The 17,615-nt window shown below is 41.0% G+C and carries 11 protein-coding genes and 1 pseudogene; 2 read left to right on the forward strand and 10 right to left on the reverse strand.

Translation table 11 applies throughout. The features are described from left to right. Positions 1-10: 10 nt before the first annotated feature. Together LPB68_RS08515 and LPB68_RS08520 are read left to right on the forward strand one after the other, a co-directional pair. Positions 11-223: a DUF6199 family natural product biosynthesis protein gene (locus LPB68_RS08515; RefSeq protein ID WP_068661324.1), complete on the forward strand. Its 213-nt coding sequence runs from the start codon at positions 11-13 to the stop codon at positions 221-223. Between the two features lie 311 nt (positions 224-534). Further along, positions 535-924 (forward strand): VOC family protein, encoded by a 390-nt coding sequence (locus tag LPB68_RS08520; protein ID WP_068661325.1) that lies wholly within the window; start codon positions 535-537, stop codon positions 922-924. 20 nt (positions 925-944) lie between these two features. Here LPB68_RS08520 and LPB68_RS08525 read toward each other — a convergent pair whose 3' ends face one another. The 10 genes and pseudogenes from LPB68_RS08525 to LPB68_RS08570 all read right to left on the reverse strand — a co-directional run bounded on the left by LPB68_RS08525 (position 945) and on the right by LPB68_RS08570 (position 17,569). Beyond that, positions 945-1,319, reverse strand: a complete 375-nt coding sequence (locus tag LPB68_RS08525) for a hypothetical protein (protein ID WP_068661326.1) — start codon at positions 1,317-1,319, stop codon at positions 945-947. A gap of 45 nt (positions 1,320-1,364) precedes the next feature. Then, positions 1,365-2,090, reverse strand: a complete 726-nt coding sequence (locus tag LPB68_RS08530) for a 3-ketoacyl-ACP reductase (protein ID WP_068661327.1) — start codon at positions 2,088-2,090, stop codon at positions 1,365-1,367. An 81-nt stretch (positions 2,091-2,171) separates the two neighbouring features. After that, positions 2,172-2,396: a zinc-binding dehydrogenase gene (locus tag LPB68_RS08535; protein WP_068661328.1), complete on the reverse strand. Its 225-nt coding sequence runs from the start codon at positions 2,394-2,396 to the stop codon at positions 2,172-2,174. Between the two features lie 804 nt (positions 2,397-3,200). Beyond that, positions 3,201-9,800: a lamin tail domain-containing protein gene (locus LPB68_RS08545; protein WP_071193208.1), complete on the reverse strand. Its 6,600-nt coding sequence runs from the start codon at positions 9,798-9,800 to the stop codon at positions 3,201-3,203. A 914-nt stretch (positions 9,801-10,714) separates the two neighbouring features. After that, positions 10,715-10,922, reverse strand: a pseudogene (locus LPB68_RS23745) (recombinase family protein); the annotation flags it as partial. 46 nt (positions 10,923-10,968) lie between these two features. Beyond that, positions 10,969-11,145, reverse strand: coding sequence for a DUF3006 domain-containing protein (locus LPB68_RS23115; protein WP_198402189.1), 177 nt, complete (start codon positions 11,143-11,145; stop codon positions 10,969-10,971). 24 nt (positions 11,146-11,169) lie between these two features. Next, positions 11,170-12,081 (reverse strand): tyrosine-type recombinase/integrase, encoded by a 912-nt coding sequence (locus LPB68_RS08555; protein WP_068661332.1) that lies wholly within the window; start codon positions 12,079-12,081, stop codon positions 11,170-11,172. A 519-nt stretch (positions 12,082-12,600) separates the two neighbouring features. Beyond that, entirely contained in the window at positions 12,601-15,459 is a 2,859-nt protein-coding gene (locus tag LPB68_RS08560; protein ID WP_068661333.1) for a hypothetical protein, read from the reverse strand. A gap of 17 nt (positions 15,460-15,476) precedes the next feature. Then, the gene (locus tag LPB68_RS08565) at positions 15,477-16,058 is read right to left on the reverse strand and encodes an ABC-three component system middle component 1 (protein ID WP_068661334.1); all 582 of its coding nucleotides are present in this window, start codon (positions 16,056-16,058) and stop codon (positions 15,477-15,479) included. After that, complete coding sequence (locus tag LPB68_RS08570; protein WP_068661335.1) at positions 16,055-17,569, reverse strand: hypothetical protein; 1,515 nt, start codon at positions 17,567-17,569, stop codon at positions 16,055-16,057. Before LPB68_RS08570 ends, LPB68_RS08565 begins: the two co-directional genes overlap by 4 nt. Positions 17,570-17,615: the final 46 nt, after the last annotated feature.

A 17,615-nucleotide genomic window follows, 5' to 3' on the forward strand; every position in this document is an offset into this window, starting at 1 on the left:
AGAGGATCTATTGCTTATTATTACGGGAATTGTAGCAATCGCTCTCGGGTTACTTAATATCTATAACCCTTCATTCTCTTGGAAATTCAATGAAGGTTGGAAGGTCAGAGGTGAATCCGAACCTAGCGAAACCTATCTATCGGTTACGAAATTCTGTGGTCTGATTTCAACACTTTTTGGTTTACTGTTACTCATAGCTGGAATCTTTAAGCTTATCGCTTAATATTATTGTTAATCCAGATAGGGAGTTGAGTGTCATAACTAAGAAAACGAGAAAAATTCTTAATAGATTGCAATTCATATTTCAATTAGTTGGATTGGTTTGCATATTACTAGATTCAACACTTTGGATGATCATCACCATCTCCATTTCTATAGTGATAAATATAGTTTTGATTCTAGTTAAAAAGACTGAACATAACTAATATCAAGCCGAAACACTTATACTTTCTTATTATTCGAAAAAAGTATTGTATAAATTTGTTTGTTGTGTAAATATTTAAAATATGACAAGTAAAGAAGGAGCAAAACAAATTGATTAATATACTGGGTCAAATTATGTTGTATGTAAATAACCAGGATGAATCATTGAAGTTTTGGACAGAAAAAGCTGGGTTTATCCTTATTTCTGAGGCGGATGACGGCCAAGGAATGAAATGGTTTGAAATAGCCCCAACCAAGGATGCTCAAACAAGAATCGTCCTACACAACAAAGATTTAGTTGCAAAGATGTCCCCTGGAGTCAATCTGGAGACCCCTTCAATATTGTTCTTCTCGGATAACCTTGATCAATTGTATAAGGACTATTCAGATAAAAATATTACTGTCGGAGAACTTGTCAATGTACCAGAGGGTAGAGTATTCAACTTTGCTGATAATGAAGATAATTACTTTGCTGTGGTAGAGAAAAAGTATCCACTATAATTAGTGGATACTTTTTCTTATTAATTATTAAATTGTATCGTATCCAATGGTTCAACTGTATTTCTCTTGATTCTTGCCTCATCAAATTCTAAAGCTAAAATAGCTATTGTTTCCGCTCCATTTTTTAACTTCTCTTCAATATTAGCATCTCTATCGAAGAAATATCTTTTAACTTTTTCAATTTCAGATGAATCTAATAATCTCACAGTAGCTTTTTGAACCCTTATAAACTCATAATTCAAATCAAGGTTTTTAGAATCACATACATATGACAGTAAACAAGCATAAACGCCTTCGGCGTCCTTATAAGGACGGTAAGTGTTTAAGCGAGAAATATAAGAAAGTATAGCGTAAAACTTATGCTTTCTTATATTTTGAAAAAAAAGACCTTCCAACAGTTCAGTGAACTGATGAAAGGCCTTCTCTTATAGATGAGAAAGTTAGAATGGGTTTGTATTTATAAGACTCGCTTGTTTCACATAAATTCGTTGACTTAACTTTAATTGTGACACAATGAATTCTGCTAGGTCTTCAGGATGCATATATTGTTCGATCTTGTTATCAGCGATTAATGATGAATTGACAGCAAGATCTGTTGCTACTGTACTTGGTGTTAAGGCTGTAACGCGAATATTGTTGCGACGTACTTCCTGTGCTAAAGATTCTGTTAGACCAATCATACCGAATTTTGATGCACTATATGCACTAGATCCTGGCGCACCGCTTAACCCAGCTGTTGAAGATATATTAATAATATCTCCAGCATTTTTTTCGATCAATTGTGGAAGTAATGTGCGTGTAACATAGTATGTGCCCATTAGATTGACATCAATAATTTTTCTCCATTGGTCAACATCCATCTCTAATAGTTTAGCAAAACCACCAATGCCTGCATTATTGATTAGAATGTCCGCTGTGCCTATTTCATTTGTTATTTTTTTGATGGCTTGTTCCACTTGTTCTAGTGAAGAAACATCAGCTGCTGCATACGTGGATTTCACACCTATTGCTTCGATTTCGGCTGCTACTTCCTTTACTGCTTCCTCTGTTCTAGCAATCAGCCCCACGTTTACACCTTCTTTAGCTAAAGCAATTGCAACGGCTTTACCAATACCTCGTCCAGCTCCCGTTACAAATGCTACTTTTCCTTCTAGTGATTGCGCCATTTAGTACATCTCCTTCATCCTAATACTATATTTTTCACTTCTAATTATATTATAGTAAAAGCGGAGAAAAAACATCCACTTTTAAGGAGCTACGATCATGAAAATGAAATCAACGCCTTCATGGTTCGTTTCTTCCAGAATGCGCTTCGTGACATCTTCTGCTCTATAATCAATGGCTATAACTGCTCCAAGCGATTGTACCCAAGGATAATTGCTTAAAGAAACTGTTGTAAAAACCTTCAATCCAAGCTCTTTCCCAAGTTGAATCGCATATCCACCAACCCCTCCAGCTCCCGCGTATATCAATATGGTCAACTTCTGTGTGTGATTTAATTGAAAAAGGCTCCTCTCGGGAGCCTTTTAAACACTAGTATTTCAGGGTTTTTGATGTAATTATTACATCATGCCGCCCATGACATTAGGCGAGTTTTATGTGTTTTTTGGTTCTATTAATTGATTTCAAGTCCACTATTCAGACAAAACCAGTCCATTATGTGCGGGGAGAAATGATACGTTCGCAGTGTTCGTGGTCAAAATGTGGTCAATTGGTGGTCAAGCAATTTAATAGTCATTACACCACATGTGTTGTATGTGGACCATAGGTTAATTGTTTAATTTTTGTGTTATAGGCTATTCCTTTGATTAATATAGGATTCCTAAATTTGGGTATAGTTCTGTTTGGTTGTCTTTTATCCTTCTGTAATGGCTTTTGTCCCCAAAACAGAAATCTGCTTATTCCCATGAATTTAATAATTCTCCATTCAACACTAGAACCTGAATCTTGAAAATGATGTTTTGACACTCGCTCTACATATCGGGATTATCGACGTAACCCCAAGTAAGACCAGGGATTTCAGACAATAGTTCTAATTCTTTTAATGCGTTCGAGGTCTTCAAAAACATCTTTCCAACCTTTCCCGAAATCACCCTCTTTAACATTATCCAAAATTAAAACTCTTCCTTCACTAATTTCAAATACATAACCTTGACCACATTCGGGACTCACACCTATAGATAGCGCCCATGCTGGGCGCACATAGAAAAATAACCATGGAGTAATGCCCCATGGTTATTTTCGTTATGATGAGAGATAGTTACAAAAGATCCTTCTTAATCTATCAATCTGGCCAGCATGGTCGCTGCTTCCGCGCGGGTAACCTGGCTTTTAGGCATGAAACGATTGCCTCCACTGCCTGTAATCAATCCCAGTTCCTGGGCTGCATGAATGGAAGAAACTGCCCAAACGGATGCTTCTCCCATATCCGTGAAAGTACCTTGAATACCTGCTGCCTCTGTCATTCCCGTGTTCAGATTATGTAGCTTGTTCAGGATAACAACTGCTTCTTCACGGGTAATCGTAGCCTGCGGTCGGAAGTGTCCGTTAAAGCCCTGAATGAGTCCAAGCTTCACTGCTTGGGCGACATAAGGGGCATAGTATTTGGTCTGATCTATGTCGCTGAACGACGCTTGGTATGCAGAATCTTCAAATCCAAGCGTCTTCACTGCAAGTACTGTGAAATCAGCACGTGTGATGGTGCGGTTTGGCAGGAACATATCCGCAGATACGCCAGAAGCGATATGTTTGGCCGCCAGTCTCTGAACATCGCTGTTCGCCCAATGACCGTTCATATCAGAAAATTGCTTCCGGTATTCAAGCACCGCAAAAGTGGAGAAGTGCTCCGTCTCAAAACTTACGATGTTGCCGTTAAATTCACCGCCTATATAATCAACAGCTGATCCGTTAAGGTAGTATACGCCTGCAAAGGACGTGTCGAGGTTGGCAAGCTGTTCACTTGTCAATGTTACTGTTACCTTGACAGGCTCTTTAAACGAAGTAATTGCAGTTTGCTCTGCGTCATTAAGCGTAGACAATCTGAAGGTGAATGCAGCACCAGTAGACGACAGCGATCGGTCAGCTGTTAAGGCTTCGTCCAGTGCCTCTCGAATGTCTTCCTCTGCTGCGCCGATATCCAAGGTAACCGTGTCGGAGACTCCAATCTGCTCCAGAACCATCGTTGGAATTGTAAGGACCGTTTCGCCTAATACGATTGTTAGCTTACCCTGCCGCTCTGCAATAGCACGCAATCCTTCGCCACTCAACTGCAATTGAATATTCTCGTTAGCCAATGGTGTGGTCATGCGGACTTCTACAACACCCGAGACCGCCATTTGAGCCACTGCATTCATTAGCTGTGTTCTACTTACCGAATGAATGCCATTCAGAACACTTGGCTCAATAATTCCCTTGGCTGGGGATGACGAGTTCTTTACGCTATCCGTTGCCTGTGTCGGTGTTGGTGCAGGCGTTGGTGTCGGTGTCGGTGTCGGTGTCGGTGTCGGTGTCGGTGTCGGATCGGTACCCGGCTCCTGAATGCCTGACGAAAACGACCAGATGTCCGACAACGTTTTTCCACCATATGGGTCTTCCGCTGTCACATACCATTCATACCTTGTATCCGATGTTAGACTGTTCCAATCGGCGCGTGCGTTTTCTCCGCTCTCCGTCTGAACCATTTCGCCAATTTGTTGATCGGTGTAAAGATTGACCCCGAAATAGTCGGTGGCAACCCGCTTGGTCTGCGGCTGCAGATCGAGATCCAGAACGAACTCGTCCTTGCCCGGATATTCCGCAGGATCGTAGTAATTGTAATCGTCGAGGTACGGCGAATATGTTTGAATAATCAGTTTGTTATTGTTCGTATCAAATTTCATCAACCGGATATAACCGAGTCCACCTTCTGGAGCGCCCTGATAATCAGCCAGCATTTGATAGACTTTGCGGTCGTCCACGCCGTCCCCATCATCATCAATTCCGCTGACGAGCAGCTCCGAATCGTGATAGTGTCCAGACAATGTCGCTATGACATTTTTGTTTGGTATCACGACGCGTTCAAATACCTTGTCTGCATCCGGTGCCCGATTACCCGACACTAGCAAATATTCATGCATACTAATGATCGCCTTGTGATTCGGATACTTTTTCAGTACCATGTTCATCCAGTCGATATCTTCATCTTCCAGACCCCAACCCATATACAGCATAATATAATCGTTACCGTTTGCTGAGATCAGGTCATAGTGGCCCATATTGTTCTTGTACGATTCCCCGTAATATGGCTGGGATTTGAAGCGTTCCTCTCCGTAATGAGTCCAATAATAGCTGTAGTCTCCATATTGATGATCCACATCATGATTACCGGCCAGCACACCGTAAGGAATATTCGCATCCTCCAGTACCTTCATATTCTTATTAGCAACGTCCCATTCGTACGCCTGATCCGCATCATCTACGATATCGCCGGTATGAAATACATATTTGATATTCATCGGGTCCTTGTTTGCCGCGATCCAATTCACGATATTTTCATAAATATACGGATAGCTCTCCGCATAATACTGCGTATCGGACATCCATACAAAAGAATAATCGATATTTTCTGAAACTGCCGCAACCTCATCCTGAACCATTAGGTGGATGGTGTCACCATCCCGGTAGCCCCCCGCCTTCGCAGACGATTTCAATTCAAAGTCTTCGCTGCCAGCGATACGGTGGTCCAGCAATGTCCAAGCTTGCTCCGTTGGATTCCAGGCGTACAAGGATACTTTACGCCCTTCTAGCGAATGACCTTTCCAAGATATCTTAACTAGATCGGTATCCTTTATGGTAGGATCAAGCTTGATCTCGAACCTCTGGTAAGGGAACTGATCTACAGAATCGTCCGTTAGGTACTTGCCATCTACAGAGGCAATTGACTCGTAATCACCAGCGGCAAGTGGGATCTCACCTCCAGGCTGCAGCGACTTCGGTGGCTCAGTATCCGAAGCACCGCGATACACGGAGATCGTGGCCGGTTGGCTTGCATCATGCTTGAACCCTCGATAGAAAGAAACATTCAGCCGGTCTCCCAGTGGATCACTCACCTTCACTGCCAGCTTAGCAGTCGAACTGATCCCAGATGCACCATTCTGCGGAGATACCAACTCAGGCATTGTGGGAAGCTCATCCGGTACAGCAAAGACTATACTGATACTACCAGTATTGCCGACAATGTCTTTAGCAGTAATCTCCAGCCTATGATTACCACCATCAAGCAGATAGGAAGCCGTTGCATAAGGAAGCTGGATCGGGTCACCATCCAGCAACGCTTCCACAGAATCCACACCAGCAATGGCATCGGAGATGATTGCGTCAATGGTGAAGGCACCGCGGTACTCTTTGCCCTCTGAGAGTGTTGGTTCAATAGTTGGAGCTGTATTATCCACCTTCACAGAGACGGAGACAGGCTCATGGCTCAAGTGACTGACCCCTACCGTATGATCGCCGTCAGCCAGCGCTTTGGTATCGAGTAGGTATGTCTTGGAAGAGAACTTCTCTTCCGGAATAAGAAAGCTGAAATCCTCAAACTCTAGCTTCCCGGCGCTGTCTCCCATCTGGATTTCCCGTTTCGGGTCATTATAGCGGGTATCGTATACTACCGTTCCGTCTGTAAATAAAAGACGGATATTGCGAATGACAAAGTCATCCTTGTTCTCCTCGACTCTGTCGTCGAAGGGAGAAGTCTTAGACCCGGCCCGAATCGAAATCGTGTTGCTTCCAACTTGCAGACGATCCGCTTCAATCGGCACCGTTAATGTAGTATATTGGCCAATAGGATCCTGGAATGTGTGCAGGATTTCCTCTCCAAGGGTGACAGCATTTTTGAAATAATAATTAACCCCTGTGACATCAAAGACGAAATAAGCATTATTCTCCAGCGAAGTATACGTATTCGCGGGTAAAGCTTGACCGTCTAGCATAAGCTCCAACTCTTGGGCTGGGACTTGTTCGGCGGTCGCCTTCAACACTTGATCTCCCGAGAGAATATCTCCATCTTCTACATTCAACCGCAACGCGGAGGTATCCCTCCCGCCTGTAATTATCAGGCGGTACATACTCGAGGTAACTTCATTAGTTCCGTCTGATACGACGTAATAATAATCTATATACTTGTGGCCGATCAGTTCCGGCGAGAACAATTTGTAATGGTACAGATTATCGTTATAGCTCTCTGAAAGATAACGTTTAGTAAACCCGATCTGAACGTCATTTTTAAATAAAATCGCAACCGACTTCACACCGATGTCATCCGTGGCATCTCCAATCAGTTCCACATCAAGGCTTTGGTCGATTTCCTTGATTCCACTAACATCACTTACGGTAGGAGCCTCCGTATCATCCATCAAATGGACCCGGGTAGCAGGTACTTGAACAGAATCGACTGTTCCTGGCGTCGCCGCCAGCAGGCCAGCGCTGTATTTGATCATTCCAGTTGTGCCATCAGTCGGGGCTGTATAGAATATCCCCTTGTTCGCTTTAGTCTCATCATCATTATCATAGGAAGCAACGGAGATATCCTTACCTGTATTCGTAGTAATTGCAACTCCTCGGTCACCCCCGTTAGCCATGCCGCTGCTGTATGTTCTATAAATATCGACATCCTCCACAAGCTGTGTTCCATAATTAGCGTTAAAGTCAGCTACTGTACTACCTGTATTAGCTGCGTTTATTACCCAGAATACCAGCGTTTGTCCGAAGCCAATAATCATATCCTCACGCTCTGTTGACCACACGACATCCGCGTCTGGTCCCGATGAAGTATAGCGGTAGATTAGCTTATAGTCCTTCAGATTGATATCTCGGTCCGTATTATTGTACAGCTCGATGAACTCGTAACCATCCGAAGTTCCCACATTCGTAGAATCGGGAACAAGCTCCGTCACAAGCAGAGTCGGGGCTTTGGCGTCGTCCGCACCCGCCAGATTAACGTTTACGGTATAAGTATCCGAGACAGCTCTCAGTCCTGCACCCTCTGCTTCAATACGGTATTTAAGCAACGGCGATGTCAACGCCGACTTCGGTATAGCTGCCGAATAGAGATTATCGCTCCCCTTGGTCATTGTCAGCTTATGATCAGTGGTTTCTGTCCCATTTTTGTAATAGACAGCCGCAGTAACTGAGATGTCTCCAGCCGTAATGAAAGCCGGAATTATCAGATCTTGTTGTGAATCGGCATCAGTTACAGGAGCGTGAGTGATAACTGGTGGTAAATCCTCGGGCAGTTGGATTCCTTGTACAGGAATTGCAGGCACTTGTTCTTCTCTCACACTGCCCGGTGTGGCATTAACCGTACCCGTGTCATCCAGAATCTCCATTTCCTCGCCACCACCAGCAGCATAACGGTAGAATATGCCCATATCCGGCTTCGTCTGCTGGTCATTCTGATAAGACGCAATCACAAGTTCCATCTTCGCCTGATCCCGGATCACAATAGACCTTGGCCCTGCGTTGGACATTCCCCCGCCCCCGTTCACGCGGAACAGGTTCGTGTTCTCGGACAGGTTCGTATTGAAGTTGGCGTTTAACTGATCAGCGGTGAGCGAACGGTTCTTGTCATTCATCACCCAGAGAACAATAGAGGTCTGCGATGGAATCTCCATCTTGCCTGTTCCATCCAGTGCAGGCCAGACCAAATCCGTAGCTCCGTTCCGGTACACCAGCTCATATTCCGCTAAATCAAGCGTACGGTCGCTATTATTATAGATCTCGATCACTTCATAGGCGTCCGCACTATTGACATTCGCTGTATCCGGCACCAGCTCCGTAATCATCAGTATAGGGAGAAGGTTATAATCGATTCCCTCCCCGCCCTCAATCTGTACCGTATAATTATCCGTGAGGACAACATGGTCTGTATCTTGCGCTTCAATGAAATACTGAAGCTGCGTGCCGGTCAGTGCTGCTGCCGGAATCAAGGCTGTATACTCGCCAATATTACTTCCAGTGGTCATCGGTAGGACGGAAAATTCCGTATTTGCTCCCGTTTTGTAATACACCACAGCCGTCACCAACTCTGCGCTGTATACGGAACCGGTAACCGATTGATCCGGATTAACAATAGTCGCATCAATCACTATACCACCGCCCACCTCTGACTTCGCAAAAGGCAGATGGGTAATGACCGGAGGGTAATTGACTTCAGGATCTTCACTAGGCAAAGGTGTCGGTACTGCGAACAGCTGCTCAGGCGCAGCTATTCCTGGCGTAGGTGCGCTTTTGACCGCATATTTGTCCTGTTCACTCGTCCCTGTTCCCGGCTTATAATGAACACCAAGTCCACTGGCGACGTCTTCCAATAAATAAGAAGCGCTTGCGATTTCCTCCCCTTGTGGTTTCTGAATCACCACAGCACGATTGCCACTATTATAGAAGCTGCCGAAGCCAATAATCTCTGCAACCTCGCTATTGTTTAAGGCTGTGTTGTATTTCACATTGAAGTCGGCCAAAGTCTTGGGAGTATTTATATTATTGTTATTCCATAAGACCATCAGCTTGCCCGGGGCAAGCGTCACATCGGGTAAGCTAAGCGCCGTATCCGGCTTGCTTCCGTCTGTATAACGGTAGAGGAAGCTATAATCATTCAATCTAATTGTCTGCTCCGAGGCATTGTACACTTCAACAAACTCATAATCATCCGCCCCGTTAACATCCGGGTGTATCTCCGTCACGAGCAGCTCTGACGTCGAAGGCGTTGCCTGAATGTCTGCAGCTTTGCTTACAAACGGAGGCATAAATCCGAACAGCATACTGGTCAGTAAAATCATCGAGAGATACCTATTCCTATGGTATATCCATACTTTTCTAAGCGGATTCATTTCTATACGTTCCTGCAAAAAAAGTCACTCCCCGATATAACATATTTGCGGCAGCAATGTGGCCACAAACTCTACTATATCTTTCCATTGTTAACGGAGATGTCAGAAACGATTAATGTATTGTAAATACCCAGCGACACTCTCGCTGGGTACCGTCGTTTAAGAGCTATAGGATTCTGTCTTTCTTAGGAGTCACCGCCGCTTGGACCAGACTTTAATGTTTCCGCTGAAACATAATGCCCCAAAGCTGTCGGTATTGCCTGTCCAGAGATTGCCGGATATAATGACCATATATTAGTAAAGGAAGAGAGATATTTGCGTAGCATGTATCCCTGCTAGAACAGGCACACCGAAAATATCACTTATCATAGACATGATCATTGCAACAAAATATAAGTTGGTTGAAAAGTTCCCTATTGTTTTTTTGTATGTGGTGCAGAGAAGGTGGCTTGTTCTTGCTGCACACAGAACATGGGAGTCATCAGTAGCCTAAAGCGAAAGTCTAGAGGTGGGAGAGGTGTGGTGCGGAACCTTTTAATTTGTAGAGTTTGGTGTGTGGGATGCCGCTTCAAAATACTACTTTATCACCAACAATATACAGCAATCCACATGAGTGGAGATGGTGAAAGGGATATAAATAAAATCACCTAATTAAATAGTGGAATCGCGAGGTGACTTCATGATATAAGCCTCTTTTTGTCATGTTTGCAAGGATACTGATGAAATATGTAGAATAGTAATATATACCTAAAATACTGGCATTCACAACAAATTAATCAAAAAACTTATTGCTAACCTCTATTGACGCTATATTTTGATATAATGAACTATAAATGGAGATGATTACTTGAACGGCTTAGCTTTACTGTGAAGGATAATAAAAGATGCTTTTAATCAAAACTAGTAGGGCAATACAAAGTAGGTGGGGTATTCCCATTCTTCCATTCTTCATACGCCCGCTTGAACTCATCATTGATAATTTGTTTCGGTCTTCCGAACTTAACACCATTATTTAATGCAGTTGCAATTCCTTCTGCTTGTCTTCCGTTTATCTTCTCTCTCTCTCTCACGTTCAGCCATGTATGACAATAGTTCAAGTACTACACTTGATATAAGTTTCTCTAATCCATTTTGGTACTTGGTTTATCTCTACCTGGATTATAATTACATAATAAAAAAAGTGGGATTAATCTTCCCATACATCATCTATAAGTTTCTTAATCTTCTGTTCTCGTTGTTCTGTTTCTGAGATATTTGTTCTCCAAACACCATCAACAAGAACAACGGCATCTCCAACATTGACAGATACATCTACATTCAATTTATCAAAGTCCTGAGTTTGACCTTCAATCTCGATTACCACATAATCTCCCTCGTATTGAACTACTTAAATATTCAGAGAATTTAATGGATTATATTTATCATTTTCCAATCTCAGTTCATTCCCCCACATAGAAACATATCTCATCGTAACAGTAATGTTTTGGTGACGCATTAGCTTTTGAATGGCAACAGCACTCATTCCAGACATAGCAAGTCGATGGCAAAATGTATGACGAAAGGTATGAGCAGATACTCTAACATCTATAAAATTCATTTTTTGTCCCAGATATTTAAAAACTAACATCAATGAGTTCTCAGTCATTTGAGTATTATCTCTTTTCACAAAAACATAATCACTTAAGTCTCCCCAATGCTGTTTACAGAAAATATTATATGCTGCTAACTCCTTAGATAACTTATCAGTTATCGGAAGGGTATCTCTCCTTCTACTTTTCCCGAAGACTGCAATGGTTTGATTAATAAAATCAATATCCGACCATTTGAGATTAATAATTTCACCTCGTCTAATCCCAGTTCCGAGTAAAGTTACTATCATCATATAATCGCGATAAGCAACATAATTTTTGTCTCGTTGCTTAATACGTCTGTAGAAGTTCAGCATCTGTCGTATTTGTTCATCAGAGAAAACATTAGTCTTAACATCTTCCTTTTGCATTTTAACTCGTTTAGCAGGATTCTTCGTTATAACTTCACATTCCACCATATAGTTCAAAAAGGCTCTAATTCTCATGATTTTAGTATTGATTGAACCTGCTTTGTTACCTCTTTCTTGACATTCCATAAGATGTTGGCGTACATGGTTATAGGCAATGTCTTCTACACTTACAACCTCATGATGAATACAATATTCCACAAATGCTCCGAGCATTGTTTGATAGTTCCTAATGTTCTTCTCTGTCGTGTTCCTGAACCGTCTGTCATCTAGAAAATCCTGATAAGCAAATTTTAATAACATAAAAAAGACTACCTCCTGTTTTTAGGAAGTAGTCTTTACTTTAGAAAATAGTTTTTTACGTGACCAGTTCTCAAAACGAGCGAAAAATAGCCTTAACTATTTCTCAAATGTAGGGCAAAAGCCTACATCATGCCGCCCATGAGACAAATAAGATTTTATGGGTATTTTGAGTCTTTTTGTGGCGATTTTGTCCGATTGACTACAGAAATTAGTCCAATAAATCCGTGTGATTATGATCTGTGGGTAGAGTATGTGGGCAAAATGTGGGCAAACATACAATCCAAAATATGCACCGTATGCGGGAAGCGACCTCGCTCCCGCAGTTTCTGTTATAGCCGCTTAATATCTCAAAGAATCAATGTTCTCACAGTCAGTTCACTCAGCATTCCTTTGCATTACCGTACTTTATCACAAGTTTTTCCGACAGTTTTACGGCAGTGCGTTCTAATTACAATGTACTTTTAAAGAGGGAAAATGTTTATTGTTGAATTAATTACATCATGCGGTCAAGTTAGTGACTCATACTCTTTGAATTAACGGTCCTTGTGAACCATAGCCGATAAAATTGTACTGTGTGAGCGACTTATTGCGGTACTTAATTGCCAGCAGTTTTGCAAAATTATCATCGTGTGTTGAAATAATCAGGCTTCGCTTTCTGAAATTGGAGTCGCTGATTGCACGTAGGACATCAATGAAAGATAATATCTTTATGTCATCCATACTCTGGATTGGGTCATCAAGGAATAACTGATCCCAATTCGAGAATTTCTGTGTTAGTCCCAACCCGAGAAATATGCTCAAAGCGAGAATATTTAATTGGGCCGAACTAAAGAGATGATCAAGAATTACATTGCCGGTAATATCCTTTACATTTATACCATTTCTGTCTCCATTCATTCGAATTTCTTTATAATGTGGGTGAGGATACACAAGTTTATATATCCAATTCACCATTTTATTATTTTCCAATTGTTCTGTAACAACTCTTTGCAGGGTATCTAGTGCAATTCCGTTGATTGTATTGGTGTCGTTTTTATATTTGATCAATTGATCCAGAGTTTCCTGGTAATTTTCCATAGATCCCGTTAATGAAACATAACCCTCTAATAGTTTTTGTTCGTGTTCACCCGGCATGTAACCCAACAAACGGTCGATTAAGTCTATAACAGGCACTATCTTCTGTATTTCTTCTTGCTTTGCAGAAGAGTCCTGTTCCAACTTCTTTAATTGATCCTGAATACTCCCTATGCCTTCGATTTGCGTTTTCAAGGAGTCCATTTCTTCAATTACTCTTTCAATTGTGGGTTCAAAGTCAACAAGCCCTGATGTTATCATTTCCTCTTCCCAGGACTTAATTTCTTTACTCACTTCTTCTAGCACCGCAAGCACTTGCTTCTTCTCATTTCCTAAACCAAAGTCATCTTTGCCAGTCAAATTCTCATACTGTAATTTATCTCTATCTAAACGATCAGTTAGAACCTTCAGTTGTGTTTGTATTGCCTGTTGCTCTTGGGTAACTGCCAGCGCACTTTCATCAATGAACTGGGTTACTCTTTGATGAAGCTCGCGGAAATCACTTTGCAAATGATGCATCATATCAATTAAGGGGGTTACAAACTGTTCCCTAATTACTTTCGACAATGCAGCTAAATCCGTCTGCAAGCCTGTGATTTCATCTGAGACTTCTTTCAGTTTCTGATCACCTAAAGATAAGGTATGCCCGATAATAGCTATCAGTTGATCGGGGATCGGTGAATCCGCGTTTGCAATACCACCGACGTGTATTTCTGGAAAAGACTCTGTCAAACAAACCGGACATTTATCAATAGAATCCTGATTTTTTAAAATGTAGGATTTTACTTCATCTAATACGCGGCTATACTCAGTATTCATACCCGACAAGACATTTAATACACCGTTTTTTGTTTGTACCTGAGATTGGAGAAAATTCCTTGTCTTAATCTGGTCGTTATAGCTTGTTCGTTTTTCTGTAATATCCGAGGGTAGTGTCCTCTCGAAACCGAGGTCTGCTATCTCGCTACTAAAAGTTTTAAGGAAATCGCTATACTCTCTTCGTAGATCCGAGTAGATGACCCAATAATCATCAACAATACTTGCAGATTGTTCATCGATGGTGTGACGCCAAACTAAAGAATTTACGTGCGACCATTGATTCAATTGACTTTTTTTGACCTGGAATCTAGATTTCTGTGTTTCAAGGCTAGACTCAGTTTCCTGTAGGTCCTTACTCCTGACTAAGTCAGCACTAAGATTTAGGTTAGCTAAGTCATTTAATCGCTCCCACCTCTTATGTATGATTAACCTTTCTTCGAACCTTGTCAACCGTTCAAGTGACTGTATTGATTTCCCTATTTGAATGGATTGTTGATTAGTTCGTTGTTGTGTGGCAAGAATTAACTCCTTCTTCATTGAAAGTTTTTGAAGAACTGCTGAACTATTGTTGAGAGTTATAGCATCAGGAAGTTCCCACTCTTGCAGGTTTAACTCCTCTGCGTAAGCAGACGACTGTTTGATTAATTCAATAAGTAATGAATAGCTTTCTTTAATATTACTTAGGTATTCTTCAAAAGTACCCCAGTTTCTTGCATGGAAAATATCATCGATCTGGCGGCGCTGCGTAACAGCAGTTTCAATACATGTTGTTAGTTGATTAATCTTGTTGCTCAAACGAGTCGAATCCTTGATTACCTTACTCTTATCATAGATCTGTTCAAGTGGGATCAAATTTAATAACCGTATAAGGATGCTGCGTCGATCCCCGGCAGTTGAAGATCGGAGGAAATCATTCATTCCTTCTTGACTCAGGAAATGAGCTTTAAATAGTTGCTCCTTCCAACCGGAGTCGTAGCTTCCTAAGAATATCCGTGTGAGTTGCACCTCCCAGGTCGGTTCTGCTGGAAGTAGTCTATCCTCAGATTTGCATACGAAGCTTTGCCAATCACCATCTTCGTGGACGTGTAGGCTAGATTCATATCGATCTCTTTCGGTAACAGACAAAAAGTTACTGGATGTAGTCCTACGAACACGCACCCCATTATCGAATTCAAGTTCCACTTCTGCTATCCTTTGCTCTCTATCCCTTACGGTATCCACTGGTGATATAAATTTTAAATAAGAGCTCCTTTTTAATGTATTTGCGTCATATAACCCTCTCTCCCTAAGTGCATGAAGTCTAGAGATGTTATCGGTTAAACACCATTCGATTGCCTCATAGAAACTGGTTTTACCAAAACCGTTAAAACCGTTTAGTACAACAAGTCCTTGATCTAAGTTTTCGAAGATATAACTGTTGTCATCTGACTCTTGATTCTGCCCATATCCCCGAAAATTTTTAATTTTTACTTTTTTTAGATTCACCGAACTCTCCCCTTTGATTACTCAATAGCATTTCTGACACTGTCGATTTTATTTAGATATCCAATGATTTGTTCAACATTGCGTTGAACTGTGAACTCTTGGTCCGGCTCTATAGATTCATAAACCTGAGTAATCAATGATTCTTTCCATGTTTGATTTTCTTGGTATTCTGCCAATAAAATATCTAGTTCCTTTTCAGGGCATAGTTGTTGGTTTATTTTTATAACAGCTTCTTCCTGGGATGTATATTCTACAATTATTTTTCTTGCGACGAACTTGTCTCTCTCAAGCATAGTAATATCTGTCTCATCAAATCTCTCACTCTTATTGATATCATGTAAGGCGACTACATATAAGTCCCAAAGAAAGGCGGGCAATGTAACACTCGTAAAAGCATTTGGTCTCTGATTTCTTACTATAGTTAACAAGGTTTCCTTTGCTTCAGGTAATAGAGATATAAAATGGTGAAGTTGGGTTATATCCAAAATCTCAACAAAAAAGACAAGTTTATCATCCCGAATATTTATTATTGAGTAATCAAATTCACTAACCCTTGATTCTATATATGGTAATTCCAACTGCTCAATTATTTCTTTCATGTGCACACCCCATCAATAAATTTACACACATCTCCATACATACAGCTATCGTTTTCTTGGGGATTAAGACACCTCGTACATTTGTATAGCAGGTTACCGTAAAGTTCGTGATATTCATCGTTTCTTGCAACTTCTGCAATATTCATCACCATATTTCTAATTGCTTCTCTACTTTCTTTGCATGGTTGCAAATGTGTGCCAAAGACTACCTGCAATCCAAAATCTAAATCCTTAGCATGATCCAATGTCTGTTTAACAAACTCCGTGATAATTTGGCGATTGTTCATAAATATGCTTGCATCTTTAAGAATATAAGGCTCATCTTCACTTAAGCGAAAATTTATAATTCCTGGTTTATCAGACACTTGAATAAGCGCCGGATCTCGATGCAAAAACACAGCCAAAATACTCATGGGTCTTAATAAAGCGGTTATTTGTGATACGGAATGTCCGTAGTTACGAATGGAAAAGGTTTGTAATAGCTCATCGAAATCCCTCTGTTCGTTTTCCATAGTTGAAAATAGTTTTTCTGTTAGTTCATGAAAGGTAAACACAATTTCATCCGCTTTTGATCCTGTGTAATCGTTTTTAACAAAATCCGTAAGTATTCGATTCTCTTCTTCGACAGCATTGATTGCTTCTTGAAGTTTAGCCGACACTAGGTACTTTCTTTGGTAAGTTTGATGATCTGTAATAATTGTACGCAAGTCTGAGACTTTAACATAAGAAGAATTCCCGCGTATAACTGTGTCAAATAAGCAATCAATAATATGAAAAATAACCTTGTCACATTCGTCCTCACTTAGAGTATTTCCAATGGTACTGGCTTGTAACAATGACCTTGCTTCAGCCTTTATGGTATGAATAGTCTCCAATTTACTTACATGCTGTGTAGCAAACTGGAACCTCAACGATTGTATAAAATGTTCTAAATAGTTATCGGCAATAACTTCACAGTATTGATTGTAGAGGATTTGATCTTGACGGATCGCCTTAAATAGCTGCTCTTTGTATAATGATTCCTTAAGATTCGTTCCTAAAGCTGCCTTATGTTGCGCATAATTTGTTTTATATGGTTCTTCACTGGTAATTGATTCCTCTACAATACAGTCTAGGATAAATCGCTTATAAGTCTCGTCTAGTTGTTGTCCAGCCAACGGCCAATTCCTAAAAAAGTCTGAATCGACTTGCGATATTGGGACATTTGTAAGGTATATATATTGATTATTGCGGCTTGCTACATCTGTATTTTTGTAGTGATGGTAAAAGTTATATATTGTATGGCGAATTGTTTGGTGTTGTTTGGTAAATTGCTTATTCTTATAAAATTTCGTTTCGATACATAGCCCAGCTTGCTGAAAAACACGAATGTCAGAGCCTCGTTCAACCCCCACGCCATCTGTTGGATTAGAATTTTGGTCTGCATTTAGTCGTAGTAGTTCTCTTGTCGCAACAAGAAGTTGATAGAAATAACCTGCCAGACTGGCCGGCACGTCAGTATTTCGAGTCATTCAAGACCCTCCCTCTTTGCACACTCATCATCGTTAAGCTACAAAC

It is taken from the genome of Paenibacillus crassostreae (assembly GCF_001857945.1).
GTDB lineage: Bacteria > Bacillota > Bacilli > Paenibacillales > Paenibacillaceae > Paenibacillus_AQ > Paenibacillus_AQ crassostreae.

Coding starts and splice junctions, on each gene's coding strand:
- LPB68_RS08570 (WP_068661335.1), bottom strand. CDS start 17,569: ATGACTCGAAATACTGACGTGCCGGCCAGTCTGGCAGGTTATTTCTAT.
- LPB68_RS08555 (WP_068661332.1), bottom strand. CDS start 12,081: ATGTTATTAAAATTTGCTTATCAGGATTTTCTAGATGACAGACGGTTC.
- LPB68_RS08530 (WP_068661327.1), bottom strand. CDS start 2,090: ATGGCGCAATCACTAGAAGGAAAAGTAGCATTTGTAACGGGAGCTGGA.
- LPB68_RS08565 (WP_068661334.1), bottom strand. CDS start 16,058: ATGAAAGAAATAATTGAGCAGTTGGAATTACCATATATAGAATCAAGG.